This window comes from Bacillus cereus group sp. BcHK124, from assembly GCF_027712065.1.
GTDB classification, from domain to species: domain Bacteria; phylum Bacillota; class Bacilli; order Bacillales; family Bacillaceae_G; genus Bacillus_A; species Bacillus_A pacificus.
This window is the reverse complement of sequence record NZ_JAQFPJ010000005.1, coordinates 200,203-216,268: the sequence shown is the minus strand read 5'-3', so window position 1 is coordinate 216,268 and position 16,066 is coordinate 200,203. Positions and strand designations below refer to the sequence as shown.

Here is a 16,066-nt window from a genome sequence, read left to right as displayed (position 1 = left end):
GTGCCTTAAATTCTCCCTTTGTGTAAAACACAAAGGGTTTTTTCGTTCTATGAAAAAGTAGGCATAGCAGAACCTTTCCACTTTCCATGAGATGATCGATGGAAAAGGAGAGAGAAAGATGAAACAAAAAAACAGTGTAGTGCAGATGGTGAGTGTAGCAATGCTAAGTAGTATTGCATATTTACTGATGATGTTGGATTTCCCATTCCCAGGGCTTCCGCCATTTTTAAAAATTGATTTTAGTGATGTGCCAGCTCTAATTGCTGCGATTATTTTCGGGCCAGTTGCAGGGGTAATTGTAGAAGCGATAAAGAATATTTTACATTACGGGATTCAAGGGAGTTTAACGGGAGTACCAGTTGGAGAAATTGCTAACTTTATTGCAGGATGTTTATTTATTGGACCAGCAACTTTCTTATTTAGGAAGTATCGTACTGTTAAGAGTTTAACGACAGGATTAATGCTAGGGACAATTACAATGGCGCTCATTATGAGTGTATTAAATTACATCATCATATTCCCAGCTTACACTTGGTTTTTAAATTCACCAGCTATGTCTAGCGAAGCGATAAAAACAACGGTTGTAACGGCAATCTTACCATTTAATTTGATTAAAGGAATTGTTGTAACAATTGTATTTGTAGCGTTATTCTCACGCCTGAAAGTATGGGTATTTGCAAAAATGAAAAATGCATAAATATAAAATAAAACCATTAGTAGTATACAACTACTAATGGTTTTTTATTAAGGAGACTGAAAATAGAAAACAAAAAATACCCCTCAAATGAATGAGAGGTATTTTTTGAAGTTAATAAAAGACTATTCGAATTTTAAAGCATCGCCGTCGAATGATTCGTCAGCAACTTTAATTGAGTCAGTTGGACAACCTTCGAATGCATCCATCATATCTTCAAGTAATACATCTGGAATTTCAACGATACCTTGGTTATCGTCTAATGTTACGAATGCAATACCTTCATCATCATAGTCATAAATGTCTGGTGCAGCAGCGCCACAAGCACCACATGCAATACAAGTATCTTTATCAACGATTGTATATTTTGCCATCTTTTTTCCCTCCTGATAATATGTATGTGAAAAGCTCGCTATAAAAATTATAACCTTATTGTAAAACGGTTTTTAAAACTTTTCAACATAAAATTATAATGATAATCCTTATCAATTAGAGTGTCAACTAATTTTTGCATTATGTCATAAGATTTTCAAAATACGTAAATGTTATTTCGTTTGGTACAATATAATATATACAGGTATATATTGCCCATATGATAAGTTTAATGAGTAACGGTAGATGGCGCAATCATATCAAAAGTAATTAAGTTAGATTGAAAGGTGGAAGCGGTAATGCAACTACAATATACTGTATTGTATTGTTTAAAACAATTGAATGGTGAAAGAACCGTTTCTTCTATTTATTATTTATTAAAGGGAAAACGTTCTTCGCAAACGTTACAAGATGGAAATATGTTCCGAATTTCTTTTTTGTTTGGAATATATAAATCGTTAAATAGAAATGAATATGATCGTGAAGTTGCAAAGTTGTTGCAAGCAGATTTGATTCAAGAAATACATGAAAATACATATTTGTTAACACCTAAAGGTAAAATGCAGTTACATACATGGGAGGAAGGGTATGCTTTTCCAGCCCATTTGCATGGTTTGCACTATGGTGAATTAGGTGAAACGTTTTGGAAAAGATTATCTTTAATTATTCAAACTGTATCTAATTTACAACAGAATAATACGAAGTTTATTCCTATTCAACAAGATACAGAAATAATGGTGTGGGTGAAGCGATTTTTAACAGGTATGCCGTATAGGCGAAGTGAATTGGCGAAAAGATTATGGAAAGAAATACATAATCTTTTAGGGAAATGTGATGTGATAGAAGCAACGATTGTAACATATAGATTAACAGGATATGAACGTATCGGTTGTACATTGCAGCAGTTAGCGGAAATTACGAAACGAGATATTTTCAGGGTATATTTCTTATTTTGGGGTACAATTCATTTCCTTATACAAGAAGTTCGCGATAAAGAAAATGAATTTCCGTTATTAGCTGAGATTATCTCTTATCCAAATGAGAGAGCTGAATTATTTAGTTTATCAACGAAAAAAACATATAATTTTTGGAGACAAGGGCGCTCATTAGAAGAAATAGCGACAATTAGAAATCTAAAGGTTGCAACGATAGAAGATCATTTTGTTGAAATTGCTTTGCGTGAAAGAGATTTTTCTATCGAGATGTTTATGGAAAAAGACAAAATAGATAAAGTAACAGAAGTAATTGATGCATTACAAACACGTAAGTTGCGTGAGTTGAAACAAGCTGTTGGAGAGGGTATCTCTTATTTTGAAGTTCGTCTTGTATTGGCGCGGATGGAGGGTATAAATGAAACTTGAGGAATATTTATATAGGTGGTTTGGATATTCTGAATTTCGTCCAGGTCAAAAAGGGGTAATTACAGATTTATTGGAAGGAAAAGATGTTATAGCGATGCTTCCGACCGGAAGAGGGAAGTCTATGTGCTATCAACTTCCAGGGCTCATGCAAGAAGGGACAGTACTTGTTGTATCACCATTATTATCTTTGATGGAAGATCAGGTTACACAATTAAAATATGTTGTGAAAAACCGAGTGATAGCATTTAATAGTTTTCGGACATTACATGAAAAAAGAGAAGCAATGAAAAGGTTAGCTTCCTATAAATTTATTTTTGTTTCACCTGAGATGTTGCAGTCGGAATTGTTAATAAGAGAATTGAAGAAAGTTCATATTTCATTATTTGTTGTGGATGAAGCTCATTGTATTTCGCAATGGGGTTATGATTTTAGACCAGATTATAAAAAACTAAATGTAGTTATTGAAAATATCGGGTCTCCTACGGTGCTAGCATTAACTGCAACAGCGACGAAAGATGTACTCCGAGATATAGCAGAGAGTTTGAATTTGGAGAATGTGACGCAGCATGTGTATTCTATTGATCGTCCAAATATAGCAATGGAAGTACAATTTGTGGAGACGATAGAAGAGAAGAAAGAGGCGCTTTTGGAACAGGTGATGTATTTACAAGGGCCGGGGATTGTATATTGTTCAAGCAGAGCATGGACAGAACGTTTAACGGAATATTTAAGGGGAAAAGGCGTTACTGGTGTCGCTTTCTATCATGGTGGTATGGAACATGAAGAGCGCATGTTAATTCAACAGCAGTTTATGAATGACCAGTTGCAGCTTGTAATATGTACAAGTGCTTTTGGTATGGGAGTAAATAAATCAAATACGAGATATATTATTCATTTCCACTATCCGACTAATATAGCTTCTTATTTACAAGAAATCGGAAGAGCTGGAAGAGATGGTGAACCTAGTATAGCTATTTTACTATGCAGTCCGTTAGATCACGATTTACCAATTTCAATCATTGAAGATGAATTGCCAAGCCAGTCACAAATACAATTTTTATTTTCTTTACTGCAGGAAAGAATGTTTCAAACAAAAGAATTACCAATAGAAGAGGTAGAAGAAATTTGTTATAATGCAGCAAGATTTAATGAACAATATTGGCGTTTCGTCCGCTATCATCTTGAAAAGCTTGGAATCATACAACAGAGAAAATTAATATTAGAGAGCTTGTCAGATGAAATTATGACAAGATTAATAGCTGAAGTAGAAATCAGGCTACGTAATAAATATAGTGAGCTAGAAAACATGAAATCATGGATACAAGTGAAAGAATGTAGACGTGAATATTTGCTGCGACAGTTCGGTTACAGAAAAGAGGGCGAGTTAAAGAATTGCTGCGACTATTGTCATATTACAAAAACAGATTATAAAAAAAGACAAGCGCAACAATCGGATTTCGACTATAATTGGGAAACAGAGTTACAAAAGCTTTTCGGTCTAGAAAAGATGGGGGAATGATGAACATTCAAAGGCATAATATTGAAGATATGAGTCCGAAAGAAATAAGGTTGAATCTGTATATCACACAGTTCATTATTATCGGTATCGGTTGTTTACTAGCATATATACTATTCCGAGATATAAAGTCGGTGTATAGTCTGTGGAAATGGGAACCGGTGTCTATACTTATAATAGGTGGCTTGTTAGCGATTGGTATTGTGTTATTAGATTATGTTGCAATGCGAGTATTTCCAGAGTCTTGGTTTGATGATGGTGGTATTAATGATAGGATGTTTCAAGGGATGTCAGTTATGCATCTACTTGTTATTACATTCATTATCGGCTTTGCAGAAGAATTTTTATTTAGAGGTGTAGTGCAGACGCACTTTGGAATTGTAATAGCGAGTTTCGTATTTGCAGTATTACATATTCGGTATATAAAAAAGCCATTTTTGTTTTGTTTCGTCTGTTTCATTAGTTTTGTTTTTGGCTATGTATTTGAATGGACAGGAAATTTGTTTATAACAATCTTTGCACACTTTCTTGTTGATTTTATAATGGGGCTCCAATTAAGAAAATAAATGGAAGGTGGTGGTGAACAACATGAGAAGACGAATTCCTGATTTTGAAGAGGAATTAGAAGTTGAGCGAGTGGAAGAAAAAGAAGGTTTACCGCCGCGTAGTGAAATTCATAGAAATAAAGAGAAAAAACAAAAGTTTAAAATGAATCATATTTTCGTCCGAGTTTTAACATTTCTATTCATATTACTACCAATTAGTATTTTATGGTATACGGATAAATATATTCAGGTGAAAAGTGATGGTAATAACGCTGGAAAAAGTGCATTTGAGGTCATTTTCTTTGATTCAGCTAAATCTCAGTCCGAGGCATCATCTGAGAAAGTTGTCACACATACGGTGAAAGAGGGAGAAACCTTAGAAAGTATAGCAAAGCAATATTTTTCAGATGAAACTGGGATCGAAGTGATTAAAAAGTATAATGATTTACAAAAAGATGAAGTGAATGTAGGTCAAGAATTAAAAATTCCGATAAAAGATAAGTCCACGAAGCGAGAGAGTTAGTAAAATACTTACTATAAAAACTGGGAATTATCTTTATGAGGAAGGGAGTAAAAAATATATGATATGGATTATCTTATTAAGTACTCTCGTTTGTATTGGTATTATATTTCTTCTTGTAATGTATACGGAAGCAACGCGTAATACGGTGCTAGAACATACTTTAATATTTGAAGAATTTCCGAAAAGTTTTCAAAAAGTAAATATATTCTTTATATCAGATATTCATAGAAGGGGCATTTCGAATTCGTTAATTGAACAAGTAAAAAGAAAAGTAGATCTTGTAATTATTGGTGGTGATTTAGCGGAAAAAGGTGTCCCTTTATCGAAAATCTCTGCAAATATACAAAAGTTAAGAGCGATAGCTCCTGTATATTTTGTATGGGGAAATAATGATTATGAGATTGAATATCATGAATTGGATGCTTTATTATTAGAAAATAATGTGAAAGTTTTAGATAATACAAGAGTTGTATTTGAGTCTGAATTAGGAGAGAAAATTTGTTTGCTCGGTGTAGATGATGTTGGTTTGAAACGTGATCGTTTAGATTTAGCGTTGGCTGATTGTAAGGAAGATGGTTTTCGCATATTAATTAGCCACAACCCTGATATAATAAATAAAATGTCTGGAAAAGAACAAATTTCACTTGTGTTAAGTGGACATACACATGGAGGACAGATTCGATTATTCCCATCTAAAAAATATTTAAAAGGTGGCGTATATAAGCATTCAAATATGACTCTTTTTGTTAGTAATGGGTATGGAACAACGTTGGTTCCACTTCGCTTCCGAGCACCTGCTCAAACACATATTATTACGTTATGCGGAGGGAAATGATGCCAACTCTAAACGGAAAATATAATATAAAAGCTGTTTCGAATATAATTGGAATTCAACCAAGTACGCTTCGTGCATGGGAAAGACGATATCAAATGATTGCCCCAAAGCGGAATCATGCGGGGCATCGATTATATACAGAAGAGCATATTCAAATTTTAAAATGGTTAATGGACAAGGTTTCTTCCGGCATGATGATTGGACAAGCAGTTCAATTATTAGAAGGGAATCGTTTGCAGAATAATGTTCAAAATGAAATACATTACGATAGAGAAGTTGTTTTAGTGGACGATATACTACAAGCTTTGTTAAAATTTGATGAAATTACAACTTCTGCATTGTTAAACGAGGCTTTTAGTATTTATGCAACAGAAAAAGTTATAGCAAGTATTGTTCTTCAAGTGTCAAATAAATTGTTAACGTTAAAAAATAACAATGAAGTTACAATGGTGCAATTCCAATATGTCGTATCATTTTTACAAACGCGTCTAGGGATGGTATATCATAATGCATCATCGTTTTCTTCTATACACAAAGTTGTCGTGTTAGAAAGTAATATGTTGAAAGGGTTTGTTTTCTCAACGTATTTACGATTAAAAGGATATGATGTGATATATATTCGGGCAAGCGTAGCGGAAGATAGTATTTCGTTAGCTGTTGAGCAAATAAGACCTAAATATGTAGTAATCTCTTTTGATGACGGACGAGAACGGAAGAATGTAATGAGCTATGTGGGTTTTTTGCAAGAAAAAAATGAGAACCTTTCTGTTGGGATTATAGGAGAAATAGGTGCTCGAGATCAGTTGAACATTCAAACAAGCCTAATTGGTGATACGAAAGAAGAATGGGATGATTGGTTAAACATGTTAGAATAGTTGTTCGAAAAGAACCATCTATTTTCTATTTCATATAATAAAAATTATATTCATTGGTTGCGTAGGGAGGGTATGATATGAGGCTGGAACGATTAAATTACAATAAGATAAAAATTTTCTTAACATTTGATGATTTATCTGAAAGAGGATTAACGAAAGAAGATTTGTGGAGAAATGCACCGAAAGTACAGCAATTATTTCGTGATATGATGCAAGAAGCAAATAAAGAATTAGGATTTGAAGCGGATGGTCCGATTGCAGTTGAAGTATTTTCTCTACAAGCGCAAGGAATGGTCGTAATTGTAACGAAAGAACATCAAGAAGCGGATACAGATGATGAGTTCCGTGACGAGTTTATTGAAATGCAAGTGACTCTAGATGAAAGCGAGCATATCCTTTATGAATTTGCTACACTAGATGACGTAATTAACCTGTCGAATCGTTTATATAACCTTGATGTAACTGGCGGAAAATTATATACGTGGGATGGGCGTTTCTATCTTTGGATGGAAGAAGAGGAGCAAATTCAATTACTGAAGGCAGATTTTATAGCTATTTTAGCGGAATATGGTAATCCGTCTACAGCAACTATTTATCGTCTAATGGAGTATGGTAAAGAATTAATGGCTTCTCAAGCAATTGAACAAATACACAATTACTTTGTGAAAAAACAAAACCTTAGCTAATATAACCTAAGGTTTTGTTTTTTTTATTGTACTTAAATGTATCTTTTCAAAGTGCTGTACATGAATAAAATAAAAAATATTTAAATATTTAAGTATTTTACTTTTCTAAAAGTAATAAAAGGACTATAATGATAGTGAAAACGCTTGCAACAGAAAATACTTTGTATATATTTGTTAGCGTTTTCTATTGCATTCCAAATTTAACGGTGTATACTAGGCAATGAAGGTTTACTAAACAAGTGAAATTACAGGGGGTTTACTTACTATGGTAGCCGAAAAGGGAACTCAAACAAAAACACAACAACAAAGGGAACAACATTTTGAACTATTGAATTCAACACAAATTGTTATCAGTGAAGCGTTAGAAAAATTGGGTTATCCAAACGAAGTATATGAATTATTAAAAGAACCAGTTCGTATGATGACAGTGAAAATACCAGTTCGTATGGATGACGGGACTGTTAAAATATTTACAGGATATCGTGCACAACATAATGATGCTGTTGGTCCAACGAAAGGTGGAATTCGCTTCCATCCGAATGTAACAGAAAATGAAGTGAAAGCACTTTCAATTTGGATGAGTTTAAAATGTGGTATTGTCGACTTACCATATGGCGGAGGTAAAGGTGGAATTATCTGTGACCCACGTGAAATGTCATTCCGTGAGTTAGAAAGATTAAGCCGTGGTTATGTACGAGCAATTAGTCAAATCGTAGGGCCGACGAAAGATATTCCAGCTCCAGATGTATTCACAAACTCTCAAATTATGGCATGGATGATGGATGAGTATAGCCGTATTGATGAATTTAACTCGCCAGGATTTATTACAGGTAAGCCACTTGTATTAGGTGGATCACATGGACGTGAAACAGCAACAGCGAAAGGTGTTACAATTTGTATTCGCGAAGCTGCAAAAAAACGCGACATTGATATTAAAGGTGCGCGCGTTGTTGTTCAAGGATTCGGTAATGCTGGTAGCTTCTTAGCTAAATTTATGCATGATGCAGGTGCAAAAGTTATTGCAATCTCAGATGCTTACGGCGCATTGCATGATCCAAATGGATTAGATATTGATTATTTATTAGACCGTCGTGATAGCTTCGGTACAGTAACAAAACTATTTAATAATACAATTTCAAACAAAGAATTGTTAGAACTTGATTGTGACATTTTAGTTCCAGCTGCAATTGAGAATCAAATTACAGAAGAAAATGCTAATGATATTAAAGCAAAAATTGTTGTTGAAGCTGCAAATGGTCCAACAACATTAGAAGCAACTAAAATTTTAACAGATCGCGGAATTTTACTTGTTCCAGACGTATTAGCGAGTGCTGGTGGGGTAACAGTATCTTACTTTGAGTGGGTACAAAATAACCAAGGTTACTACTGGACTGAAGAAGAAGTAGAACAACGTTTAGAAAAAGTAATGGTAAGATCATTTGATTCTATTTATGAAACAGCACAAGTTCGTAAAGTGAACATGCGCTTAGCAGCGTATATGGTCGGTGTTCGTAAAATGGCTGAAGCAAGTCGCTTCAGAGGTTGGGTATAATATTATATTGTGAGAAAACGTGATTCCTTTCGAGGGAATCACGTTTTTTTTGTTGAAGTATTAGAGTGAGGTGTTGTAAATGGGAGATGAAATGATGGAACGAGTAGAACAATTAGAAGAAAAGGTTAAGAGGTTAGAGGGAGAACTCGTAAAAACGAAGCAAGATCGAAAAGCAAGTACCGCTCGGGTGTTCGGAGAAGGATTATTATTTTTAATATTTGGTGCGGTTGTAGTAGGGCCGATTATCGCTTTTATATTGGTAATTATTAATTGGTTTGTTGAAAAATAAAATAAAAACAAAAAGAACGCTTGTTCTACACGAACAAACGTGCTATACTCTCCTTAGATAAACAAAACGGAAATGATTTTAAGGAGAGATAAATGATGAAAATGACAGTAGACCAAAGATTTATGATGCCAGCAGATGTTGTAGAACGAGTGGAAGTATTAAGAAACAAACAAAGTAAGCGCGGCACATTATTACAATCAGTAAATAAATTTTTCGGTTTAGATACGAAAGAAGATTGTGTTTGGTTTTACGGTTTTTATGGAGTTGCTGTAAGTATTTTATTATTTATGGTGTTCACATCAAATATTTTCGATTTTCTCTTCGCGTAAGAAATATGCTATAAGGACATTGCTACCGAATACATATATAAAGAAGTAAGGTAATCTTCTGAAGCGGGAGTTGGTAGTAATGGCGATGTTTCCTATAGAGCGTAACTATATTGGATATGGAAGTTCACGACCGGGTATTCCTCTTTCTAAAGTAAGGTTTATTGTAAGTCATGATACGGGGAATCCTGGTAGCAATGCGATTGGGAATCGGGATTATTTTAATGAAATACAGCCGAAAGCTTCGGCACATACATTTATAGATGACAAAACGATATTAGAAATTATTCCTATAAATGAAGTTGCCTACCATGTTCGATATGGTGTGCCGACAGATAATGACTTATATGGATATGATGCCAATAAGGCTGCCATTGGAGTGGAGCTTTGTTATGGCGGTGATGTTAACTTTTGGGAAGCATATACCCGTTTTACGTGGTATCATGCGTATTTATGTCAAATCTTCGGCTTGAATCCGAAAAAAGATATCGTATCACATAAAACACTTGACCCAGCTAGAAAGATTGATCCTGAAAATGTATTAGGGAAACAAGGTATTAAATTTCAGCAGTTTTTAGCAGATGTCTATCGGATGTACGTTTCGTTTAGATGACAAATATATGAAAAATGAATACAATAAAGATAGGTGCCTACTGCTGTAAGTAGGTTTTTTCTTGTTTTTATAAATAGTGTATTGGTAGAAGACTAGGAGTGAACCGAGTATGCAGAAAGAAACAGCTATTATAATTGGAGGCGGTCCGTGCGGATTAGCAGCAGCAATTTCGTTGCAAAAGGTAGGGATAAATCCGTTAGTAATTGAAAAAGGAAACATTGTAAATGCGATTTATAATTATCCAACTCATCAAACATTTTTCTCCTCTAGTGAAAAATTAGAAATTGGTGATGTAGCTTTTATTACAGAAAATCGTAAGCCTGTTCGAAATCAAGCGCTTGCGTATTATCGCGAAGTAGTAAAACGTAAATCTGTACGTGTAAATGCTTTTGAACGAGTGGAGAACGTTCAAAAAGATGGAGAAGCTTTTCAGGTTGAGACGACAAAGCGTGACGGAAGTAGAGAAATATATATAGCGAAATATATTGTAGTAGCAACTGGATATTATGACAATCCAAATTATATGAATGTTCCAGGTGAGGAATTGAAGAAGGTAGCTCACTATTTTAAAGAAGGACATCCTTATTTTGATCGAGATGTAGTCGTTATAGGTGGGAAAAACTCGAGTGTAGATGCCGCTTTAGAGCTTGTGAAAGCTGGTGCACGTGTAACGGTTTTATATCGCGGAAGTGAGTATTCACCAAGTATAAAGCCGTGGATTTTGCCAGAGTTTGAGGCGTTAGTCCGAAATGGTACAATTGACATGCATTTCGGGGCTCATGTGAAAGAAATTACTGAACATACATTAACGTATACCGTTGATGGCGAAGCATATACAATCCAAAATGATTTTGTATTTGCGATGACTGGTTACCACCCTGATCATAGTTTCTTAACAAAGATGGGTGTTCGGATTGATGAAGAGACAGGACGTCCAATTTATGCACAGGATACGATGGAAACGAACGCTGAAAATATTTTCATTGCAGGTGTAATTGCTGCTGGAAATAATGCAAATGAAATATTTATTGAGAACGGTCGATTTCATGGGGATGCGATTGCGCAAACCATTGCAACAAGAGAAATATAAAAAGAAGCTGTCGAAATAAACTTCGACAGCTTCCTTTTTAATCGTGCATAAACATGTTTTGGATTGCTTCATGAGAAGTTGTATTCTCTAATGCAACTAATAATTTAATACGTGCTTTTTGAGCGTTTAAACCGTATGTGAATACAATACCCATATCTTTTAATTGTTTGCCGCCACCTTCATATGAATATACATCTTGAACGATGCCATTGAAACAGCGAGAAACTAATACGACAGGAATTCCTTTATTTATTAGTCGTTCTAGACTAGGAAGTGTTCTTGGAGGTAAATTACCTTGTCCAAGCGCTTCAATAACAATCCCGTCTACCGGAAGATTTTCAATTGCTGCTAACAATGTATCGTCCATACCAGCGTACGCTTTTAGAACGACTACATTTTTAGAAACCTTATTTACTGAATATGTTTCGTGATGTACTAAAGCATGGTGGAATACAACACCACGTTTTGTTACCATACCGATTGGTCCATACTGTGGACTTTGGAATGTTGCTACATTACTTGTATGTGTTTTCGTTACGTTTGTAGCGCAATGAATTTCGTCGTTTAATACGACTAAAACGCCTTTTTCGGCAGCTTCACTACTGCTAGCGACTTTTACAGCTGATAAGAAGTTATATAGACCATCAGCACCTAATTCATTGCTAGAGCGCATTGCGCCTGTTACAACGATCGGAATAGTTGCTTGTACTGTTAAATCTAAGAAATAGGCCGTTTCTTCTAATGTATCCGTACCATGCGTAATGACTACGCCATGAATGTTGTCTTGTTTTACTCTTTCATCAATGATGACTTGTAATTGTAACATTTCGCTCGGTGTCATATGAGGAGATGGTAGATGAAACACATCTTCAACGATTAAATCAACATCGCCTTCTAAATCCGGAATGAATTTTAAAAGAGGATTTTTTTCACCTGGTTGTACGACCCCAGTTTCTTTATCTTCCTCCATTGCAATTGTTCCACCTGTGTGTAAAACTAGGATTTTTTTCAATGCTTATACCCCTTTCAAGTAAAAAAATACATTTAGAACATAACATGTTTTGAGTAAATTCGACAATGGAAATGTATAAAAGTATGCCTCGAAAATGACAATAAAATGAAATGCTATATGTACGATGTATAAAATTACGAAACGAAATGTGCAAATACAGTATAGGAGGGAGCCGTTACGTTGAAAAAGATGGAGAGAATGCTTATTCGTATATTAATAATACAATTCATTTGTCTTTCTGTTGTGCAATTGTTATTTATACATAAGTCATCAGTGAAATATTTATCTAAAATTGTTTATTATGAAGGTGTCATGGTAAAAAACAAAGCAGAAATCTTACGGGTGAATAGGTAGTTTTCATTTTCTTCTATGAAGGATTATGCTACAATAATTGAGGATTTAATGACGTGAAGCAAATGAGAAGAAGCAGGAGAATACCTGCTTTTCGTTTTGTTTTATAAGTGAAAAAATGAGGTGTTACAATGGATAAACGAATTTCAATTGCTATAGATGGTCCAGCAGCGGCTGGAAAAAGTACAGTTGCGAAAGTTGTGGCGAAGAAGCTTTCTTACGTTTATATTGATACAGGCGCAATGTATCGTACAATTACATATGCAGCCCTTGAGCAAAAAGTGGACATTGAAAATGAAGAGCAGTTAATGGAAGTTGTAAAAAATGTGAAAATTGAGTTTCAGCAAGGAGAAAATACACAACTTGTATTTTTAAATGGACAAGATGTTTCGGAAGTCATTCGTACACCTGAGGTGACGAATCGAGTATCGATTGTGGCAAAACATCGCCTTGTTCGTGAAGAAATGGTACGTCGTCAACAAGAGTTAGCAGAAAAAGGCGGCGTTGTAATGGATGGTCGTGATATTGGTACACATGTGTTACCAGATGCTGAAGTAAAGATCTTTATGCTTGCTTCTGTTGAAGAAAGAGCAGAGAGAAGACATTTAGAAAATATGAATAAAGGTTTCGATTCTAATTTAGAGCAGTTAAAAGAAGAAATTGCTCAGCGTGATAAATTAGATTCAGAACGCGAAGTTTCTCCTCTAAAAAAAGCTGATGATGCATTGGAATTAGATACAACTTCTTTATCAATTGAAGAAGTTGTCCAAAAAATTATGGGTATTGTTTCGGGAGTGTTTGCGAAATAAAGAAAGGGGGTAGCCTCTTTCTTTTTTGTTTATATAAAAATGTAAAGGATACGTGAATTGTGAGTCTCTTTCCTTGACAAATGACCGGATTTATAAGAAGTTAGTTAAAGAGGAATAAAACTGTCAGAATATATTCGCTATTATATTTCAAAACATACTTTCTTCAACATGATTTTGCTGTATACTATTTATATAGGTTTAATATATTTTCTAGTGAAATGTATGAAGCTTACGTATGTGATGATAAATTCTTAAACATGCAAATGAAAACAATTGTTTTCATTTCGTATATACATAAAAAATGCTTTGTCAATTCTGTAGGGAGGTATTTCCATGGTAGAGAAAATGAATGAAGAAGTTATGGATTCAAAAGAATTACAAGTTGGTGACGTTGTTACAGGTTCTGTAACGAAAGTTGAAGAGAAACAAGTGCTTGTAAATGTTGGATACAAAACAGATGGCGTAATTCCAATTAGTGAATTAGCTAACGTTCATATTGAAAAAGCAAGCGATGTTGTAGAATTAGATCAAATACTAGAATTAAAGATTATTAAATTAGAAGAAAATGATCTTGTCTTATCTAAACGTGCTGTTGATGCAGAAAAAGCATGGGTAGAATTACAAGAGAAATTTACTTCTGGTCACGTATTTGATGTTACCGTAAAAGATATCGTGAATGGTGGATTAGTTGTGGACCTTGGTGTTCGTGGCTTTATACCAGCTTCACTTGTAGAAGTACATTATGTAGAAGATTTTACTGACTATAAAGGCAAAACATTAGCCGTGAAAATTGTTGAATTGGACCGTGAAAAAAATCGTGTGATCCTTTCGCATAAAGCGGTAGTAGAATTAGAACTAGATTCTAAGAAGAAAGAAGCAATTTCTTCATTAAAAGAAGGCGACGTTGTTGAAGGGACAGTACAACGACTAACGGATTTTGGTGCTTTCGTTAATGTTGGCGGTGTGGACGGTTTAGTTCATATTTCACAAATTTCACACGAACGTGTAGAGCAACCTTCTGAAGTATTAGAGCAAGGTCAAAAGGTAAAAGTAAAGGTATTATCTGTTGATGCTGATACACAACGTATTTCTTTATCAATTAAAGCAGCTCAACCAGGACCTTGGGAAAATATTGCTGGTGAAGTAAAAGCTGGTGATATTCGTGAGGGAATAGTAAAACGTCTTGTTACATTTGGTGCATTCGTTGAAATTTTACCTGGCGTCGAAGGTCTTGTGCATGTATCTCAAATTGCAAATCGTCACGTGAAAAATCCAAATGAAGTATTGGAAATGGGACAAGAAGTAAAAGTGAAAGTACTTGAAGTTCATGTAGCAGAGAAACGTATTTCTTTAAGTATAAAAGAAGCGCTTGAGGAAAATAATGTAACTGAAGATTATAGTCAGTATGAACCGAATGCTGATTCTGCTACTTTCCAATTAAGTGACATTATTGGTGAACAACTGAAAAAATTAAAGAAATAAAGAGGGGTACAAGTGGTAAGGGCAAAACGTAAATTAGATCATATTGAATACGCTCTTTCTACTGGTCAGTCTCGTACGCATGGCTTTCATGATATTGATTTTGTGCATCAAAGCTTGCCAAATTCAAATTATGACACAATAACATGTGAAACAAAAATCGGCGAACTTTCACTAAGTTCGCCGATTTTTATCAATGCGATGACTGGTGGTGGAGGAGAGAAAACGTTACATATTAATGAGCAATTAGCATATGTAGCGAAACATCATAATCTTGCTATGGCTGTAGGATCGCAAATGGCTGCGTTAAAAGATGAAAGTGAGGCTGCTTCTTATAAGATAATTAGAAAGGTAAATCCACATGGGGTTTTCTTTGCTAATTTAGGTAGTGAGGCAACTACTGAGCAGGCAGAGCGTGCCGTTGATATGATTGAAGCGAACGCATTACAAATTCATTTAAATGTCATACAAGAGTTAACGATGCCAGAAGGAGACCGTGACTTTACTGGTGTGCTTCAGCGTGTTGAGAAAATTGTTTTAAATAGTAAAGTTCCTGTCATTGTGAAAGAAGTTGGATTTGGAATGAGTAAGGAAACAATGCAACAGTTAGCGAGCATAGGTGTAACGGCAATTGATATTGGCGGACAAGGTGGTACGAATTTTGCTGCTGTTGAAAATGAAAGAAGACAGCGAATGCTTTCTTATTTTAATAACTGGGGCATACAAACAGCAACCTCGATTATTGAAGCAACCTCTACAAATAATAACCTCTCTTTTATTGCATCTGGGGGTATACAAACAGCGCTTGACGTAGCGAAAGCAATCGCATTAGGGGCGAATACAACTGCTTTTGCTGGATACTTTTTACGCATTTTAATGCAAGATGGCATCGAGAAGTTAGTGGATGAAATTGATCTTCTACATACAGATTTGAAATTTATTATGACAGCTCTTGGCGCGAAGACGATAGAAGAGTTACAATCTGTACCTCTTGTTGTAAAGGGCGAAACGTATCATTGGTTAACGCAGCGTGGTATTGATACGACGCATTATAGTAGGAGATAAAAAATCAACCGAAGGAATCAACCGTTCGGTTGATTTTTTTTATGCTTTCTTTTCGTAAACTGACATAGAGAGG

19 protein-coding genes are annotated in these 16,066 nt (G+C 34.9%); 17 read left to right on the top strand and 2 right to left on the bottom strand.

What is annotated here, in order from left to right; genetic code table 11:
* Positions 1-118: 118 nt before the first annotated feature.
* A complete protein-coding gene (locus tag PDK19_RS10990) occupies positions 119-697 on the top strand; it encodes an ECF transporter S component (RefSeq protein WP_000810858.1) in 579 nt (192 codons plus the stop codon).
* A gap of 122 nt (positions 698-819) precedes the next feature.
* On the opposite strand, the gene PDK19_RS10985 is transcribed toward PDK19_RS10990, so the two are convergent.
* Complete coding sequence (locus PDK19_RS10985; RefSeq protein ID WP_001151996.1) at positions 820-1,068, bottom strand: ferredoxin; 249 nt, start codon at positions 1,066-1,068, stop codon at positions 820-822.
* A 297-nt stretch (positions 1,069-1,365) separates the two neighbouring features.
* Between PDK19_RS10985 and PDK19_RS10980 the strand changes: the two genes are divergently transcribed.
* The 12 genes from PDK19_RS10980 to PDK19_RS10925 all read left to right on the top strand — a co-directional run bounded on the left by PDK19_RS10980 (position 1,366) and on the right by PDK19_RS10925 (position 11,277).
* On the top strand, positions 1,366-2,427 hold the full coding sequence (locus tag PDK19_RS10980; RefSeq protein ID WP_014893181.1) for a helix-turn-helix domain-containing protein: 1,062 nt from the start codon (positions 1,366-1,368) through the stop codon (positions 2,425-2,427).
* Positions 2,417-3,946 carry a RecQ family ATP-dependent DNA helicase gene (locus PDK19_RS10975; protein WP_000762989.1) on the top strand — a complete coding sequence of 510 codons (1,530 nt, stop codon included), beginning with the start codon at positions 2,417-2,419 and terminating at the stop codon, positions 3,944-3,946. The genes PDK19_RS10980 and PDK19_RS10975 overlap by 11 nt, the downstream gene beginning before the upstream one ends.
* Positions 3,946-4,509: a CPBP family intramembrane glutamic endopeptidase gene (locus PDK19_RS10970; protein ID WP_001025765.1), complete on the top strand. Its 564-nt coding sequence runs from the start codon at positions 3,946-3,948 to the stop codon at positions 4,507-4,509. The genes PDK19_RS10975 and PDK19_RS10970 overlap by 1 nt, the downstream gene beginning before the upstream one ends.
* A gap of 22 nt (positions 4,510-4,531) precedes the next feature.
* A complete protein-coding gene (locus PDK19_RS10965; RefSeq protein WP_001254344.1) occupies positions 4,532-5,011 on the top strand; it encodes a LysM peptidoglycan-binding domain-containing protein in 480 nt (159 codons plus the stop codon).
* Positions 5,012-5,069: 58 nt separating this feature from the next.
* Positions 5,070-5,846: a metallophosphoesterase gene (locus PDK19_RS10960; protein WP_000637813.1), complete on the top strand. Its 777-nt coding sequence runs from the start codon at positions 5,070-5,072 to the stop codon at positions 5,844-5,846.
* The gene (locus PDK19_RS10955) at positions 5,846-6,721 is read left to right on the top strand and encodes a MerR family transcriptional regulator (protein WP_001142649.1); all 876 of its coding nucleotides are present in this window, start codon (positions 5,846-5,848) and stop codon (positions 6,719-6,721) included. The genes PDK19_RS10960 and PDK19_RS10955 overlap by 1 nt, the downstream gene beginning before the upstream one ends.
* Positions 6,722-6,798: 77 nt before the next feature.
* Entirely contained in the window at positions 6,799-7,407 is a 609-nt protein-coding gene (locus tag PDK19_RS10950; protein WP_001235392.1) for a genetic competence negative regulator, read from the top strand.
* A 265-nt stretch (positions 7,408-7,672) separates the two neighbouring features.
* Complete coding sequence (gudB, locus tag PDK19_RS10945; RefSeq protein WP_000225176.1) at positions 7,673-8,959, top strand: NAD-specific glutamate dehydrogenase; 1,287 nt, start codon at positions 7,673-7,675, stop codon at positions 8,957-8,959.
* Positions 8,960-9,038: 79 nt separating this feature from the next.
* Positions 9,039-9,248 (top strand): hypothetical protein, encoded by a 210-nt coding sequence (locus PDK19_RS10940; RefSeq protein WP_014893180.1) that lies wholly within the window; start codon positions 9,039-9,041, stop codon positions 9,246-9,248.
* Positions 9,249-9,340: 92 nt separating this feature from the next.
* Positions 9,341-9,577, top strand: a complete 237-nt coding sequence (locus tag PDK19_RS10935; RefSeq protein ID WP_001983018.1) for a DUF3961 domain-containing protein — start codon at positions 9,341-9,343, stop codon at positions 9,575-9,577.
* Positions 9,578-9,656: 79 nt separating this feature from the next.
* On the top strand, positions 9,657-10,187 hold the full coding sequence (locus tag PDK19_RS10930; RefSeq protein ID WP_262722669.1) for a peptidoglycan recognition protein family protein: 531 nt from the start codon (positions 9,657-9,659) through the stop codon (positions 10,185-10,187).
* A 109-nt stretch (positions 10,188-10,296) separates the two neighbouring features.
* Complete coding sequence (locus PDK19_RS10925; protein WP_014893179.1) at positions 10,297-11,277, top strand: YpdA family putative bacillithiol disulfide reductase; 981 nt, start codon at positions 10,297-10,299, stop codon at positions 11,275-11,277.
* A 37-nt stretch (positions 11,278-11,314) separates the two neighbouring features.
* On the opposite strand, the gene ansA is transcribed toward PDK19_RS10925, so the two are convergent.
* Positions 11,315-12,289 (bottom strand): asparaginase, encoded by a 975-nt coding sequence (gene ansA / locus PDK19_RS10920; protein ID WP_000723054.1) that lies wholly within the window; start codon positions 12,287-12,289, stop codon positions 11,315-11,317.
* 180 nt (positions 12,290-12,469) lie between these two features.
* Here ansA and PDK19_RS10915 point away from each other — a divergent pair, with 180 nt between their 5' ends.
* The 4 genes from PDK19_RS10915 to PDK19_RS10900 all read left to right on the top strand — a co-directional run bounded on the left by PDK19_RS10915 (position 12,470) and on the right by PDK19_RS10900 (position 15,993).
* Positions 12,470-12,643: a YpfB family protein gene (locus tag PDK19_RS10915; protein WP_014893178.1), complete on the top strand. Its 174-nt coding sequence runs from the start codon at positions 12,470-12,472 to the stop codon at positions 12,641-12,643.
* 128 nt (positions 12,644-12,771) lie between these two features.
* Complete coding sequence (gene cmk / locus PDK19_RS10910; RefSeq protein ID WP_000361264.1) at positions 12,772-13,449, top strand: (d)CMP kinase; 678 nt, start codon at positions 12,772-12,774, stop codon at positions 13,447-13,449.
* A 333-nt stretch (positions 13,450-13,782) separates the two neighbouring features.
* Positions 13,783-14,931 carry a 30S ribosomal protein S1 gene (rpsA, locus tag PDK19_RS10905; RefSeq protein ID WP_000229551.1) on the top strand — a complete coding sequence of 383 codons (1,149 nt, stop codon included), beginning with the start codon at positions 13,783-13,785 and terminating at the stop codon, positions 14,929-14,931.
* A gap of 12 nt (positions 14,932-14,943) precedes the next feature.
* Entirely contained in the window at positions 14,944-15,993 is a 1,050-nt protein-coding gene (locus PDK19_RS10900; protein ID WP_000251030.1) for a type 2 isopentenyl-diphosphate Delta-isomerase, read from the top strand.
* Positions 15,994-16,066 lie beyond the last annotated feature (73 nt).

Coding starts and splice junctions, on each gene's coding strand:
- gudB (WP_000225176.1), top strand. CDS start 7,673: ATGGTAGCCGAAAAGGGAACTCAAACAAAAACACAACAACAAAGGGAA.
- PDK19_RS10940 (WP_014893180.1), top strand. CDS start 9,039: ATGGGAGATGAAATGATGGAACGAGTAGAACAATTAGAAGAAAAGGTT.
- PDK19_RS10990 (WP_000810858.1), top strand. CDS start 119: ATGAAACAAAAAAACAGTGTAGTGCAGATGGTGAGTGTAGCAATGCTA.
- PDK19_RS10950 (WP_001235392.1), top strand. CDS start 6,799: ATGAGGCTGGAACGATTAAATTACAATAAGATAAAAATTTTCTTAACA.
- PDK19_RS10925 (WP_014893179.1), top strand. CDS start 10,297: ATGCAGAAAGAAACAGCTATTATAATTGGAGGCGGTCCGTGCGGATTA.
- rpsA (WP_000229551.1), top strand. CDS start 13,783: ATGGTAGAGAAAATGAATGAAGAAGTTATGGATTCAAAAGAATTACAA.
- PDK19_RS10930 (WP_262722669.1), top strand. CDS start 9,657: ATGGCGATGTTTCCTATAGAGCGTAACTATATTGGATATGGAAGTTCA.
- PDK19_RS10935 (WP_001983018.1), top strand. CDS start 9,341: ATGATGAAAATGACAGTAGACCAAAGATTTATGATGCCAGCAGATGTT.
- PDK19_RS10985 (WP_001151996.1), bottom strand. CDS start 1,068: ATGGCAAAATATACAATCGTTGATAAAGATACTTGTATTGCATGTGGT.
- cmk (WP_000361264.1), top strand. CDS start 12,772: ATGGATAAACGAATTTCAATTGCTATAGATGGTCCAGCAGCGGCTGGA.
- PDK19_RS10960 (WP_000637813.1), top strand. CDS start 5,070: ATGATATGGATTATCTTATTAAGTACTCTCGTTTGTATTGGTATTATA.
- PDK19_RS10955 (WP_001142649.1), top strand. CDS start 5,846: ATGCCAACTCTAAACGGAAAATATAATATAAAAGCTGTTTCGAATATA.
- PDK19_RS10980 (WP_014893181.1), top strand. CDS start 1,366: ATGCAACTACAATATACTGTATTGTATTGTTTAAAACAATTGAATGGT.
- PDK19_RS10965 (WP_001254344.1), top strand. CDS start 4,532: ATGAGAAGACGAATTCCTGATTTTGAAGAGGAATTAGAAGTTGAGCGA.
- PDK19_RS10970 (WP_001025765.1), top strand. CDS start 3,946: ATGAACATTCAAAGGCATAATATTGAAGATATGAGTCCGAAAGAAATA.
- PDK19_RS10975 (WP_000762989.1), top strand. CDS start 2,417: ATGAAACTTGAGGAATATTTATATAGGTGGTTTGGATATTCTGAATTT.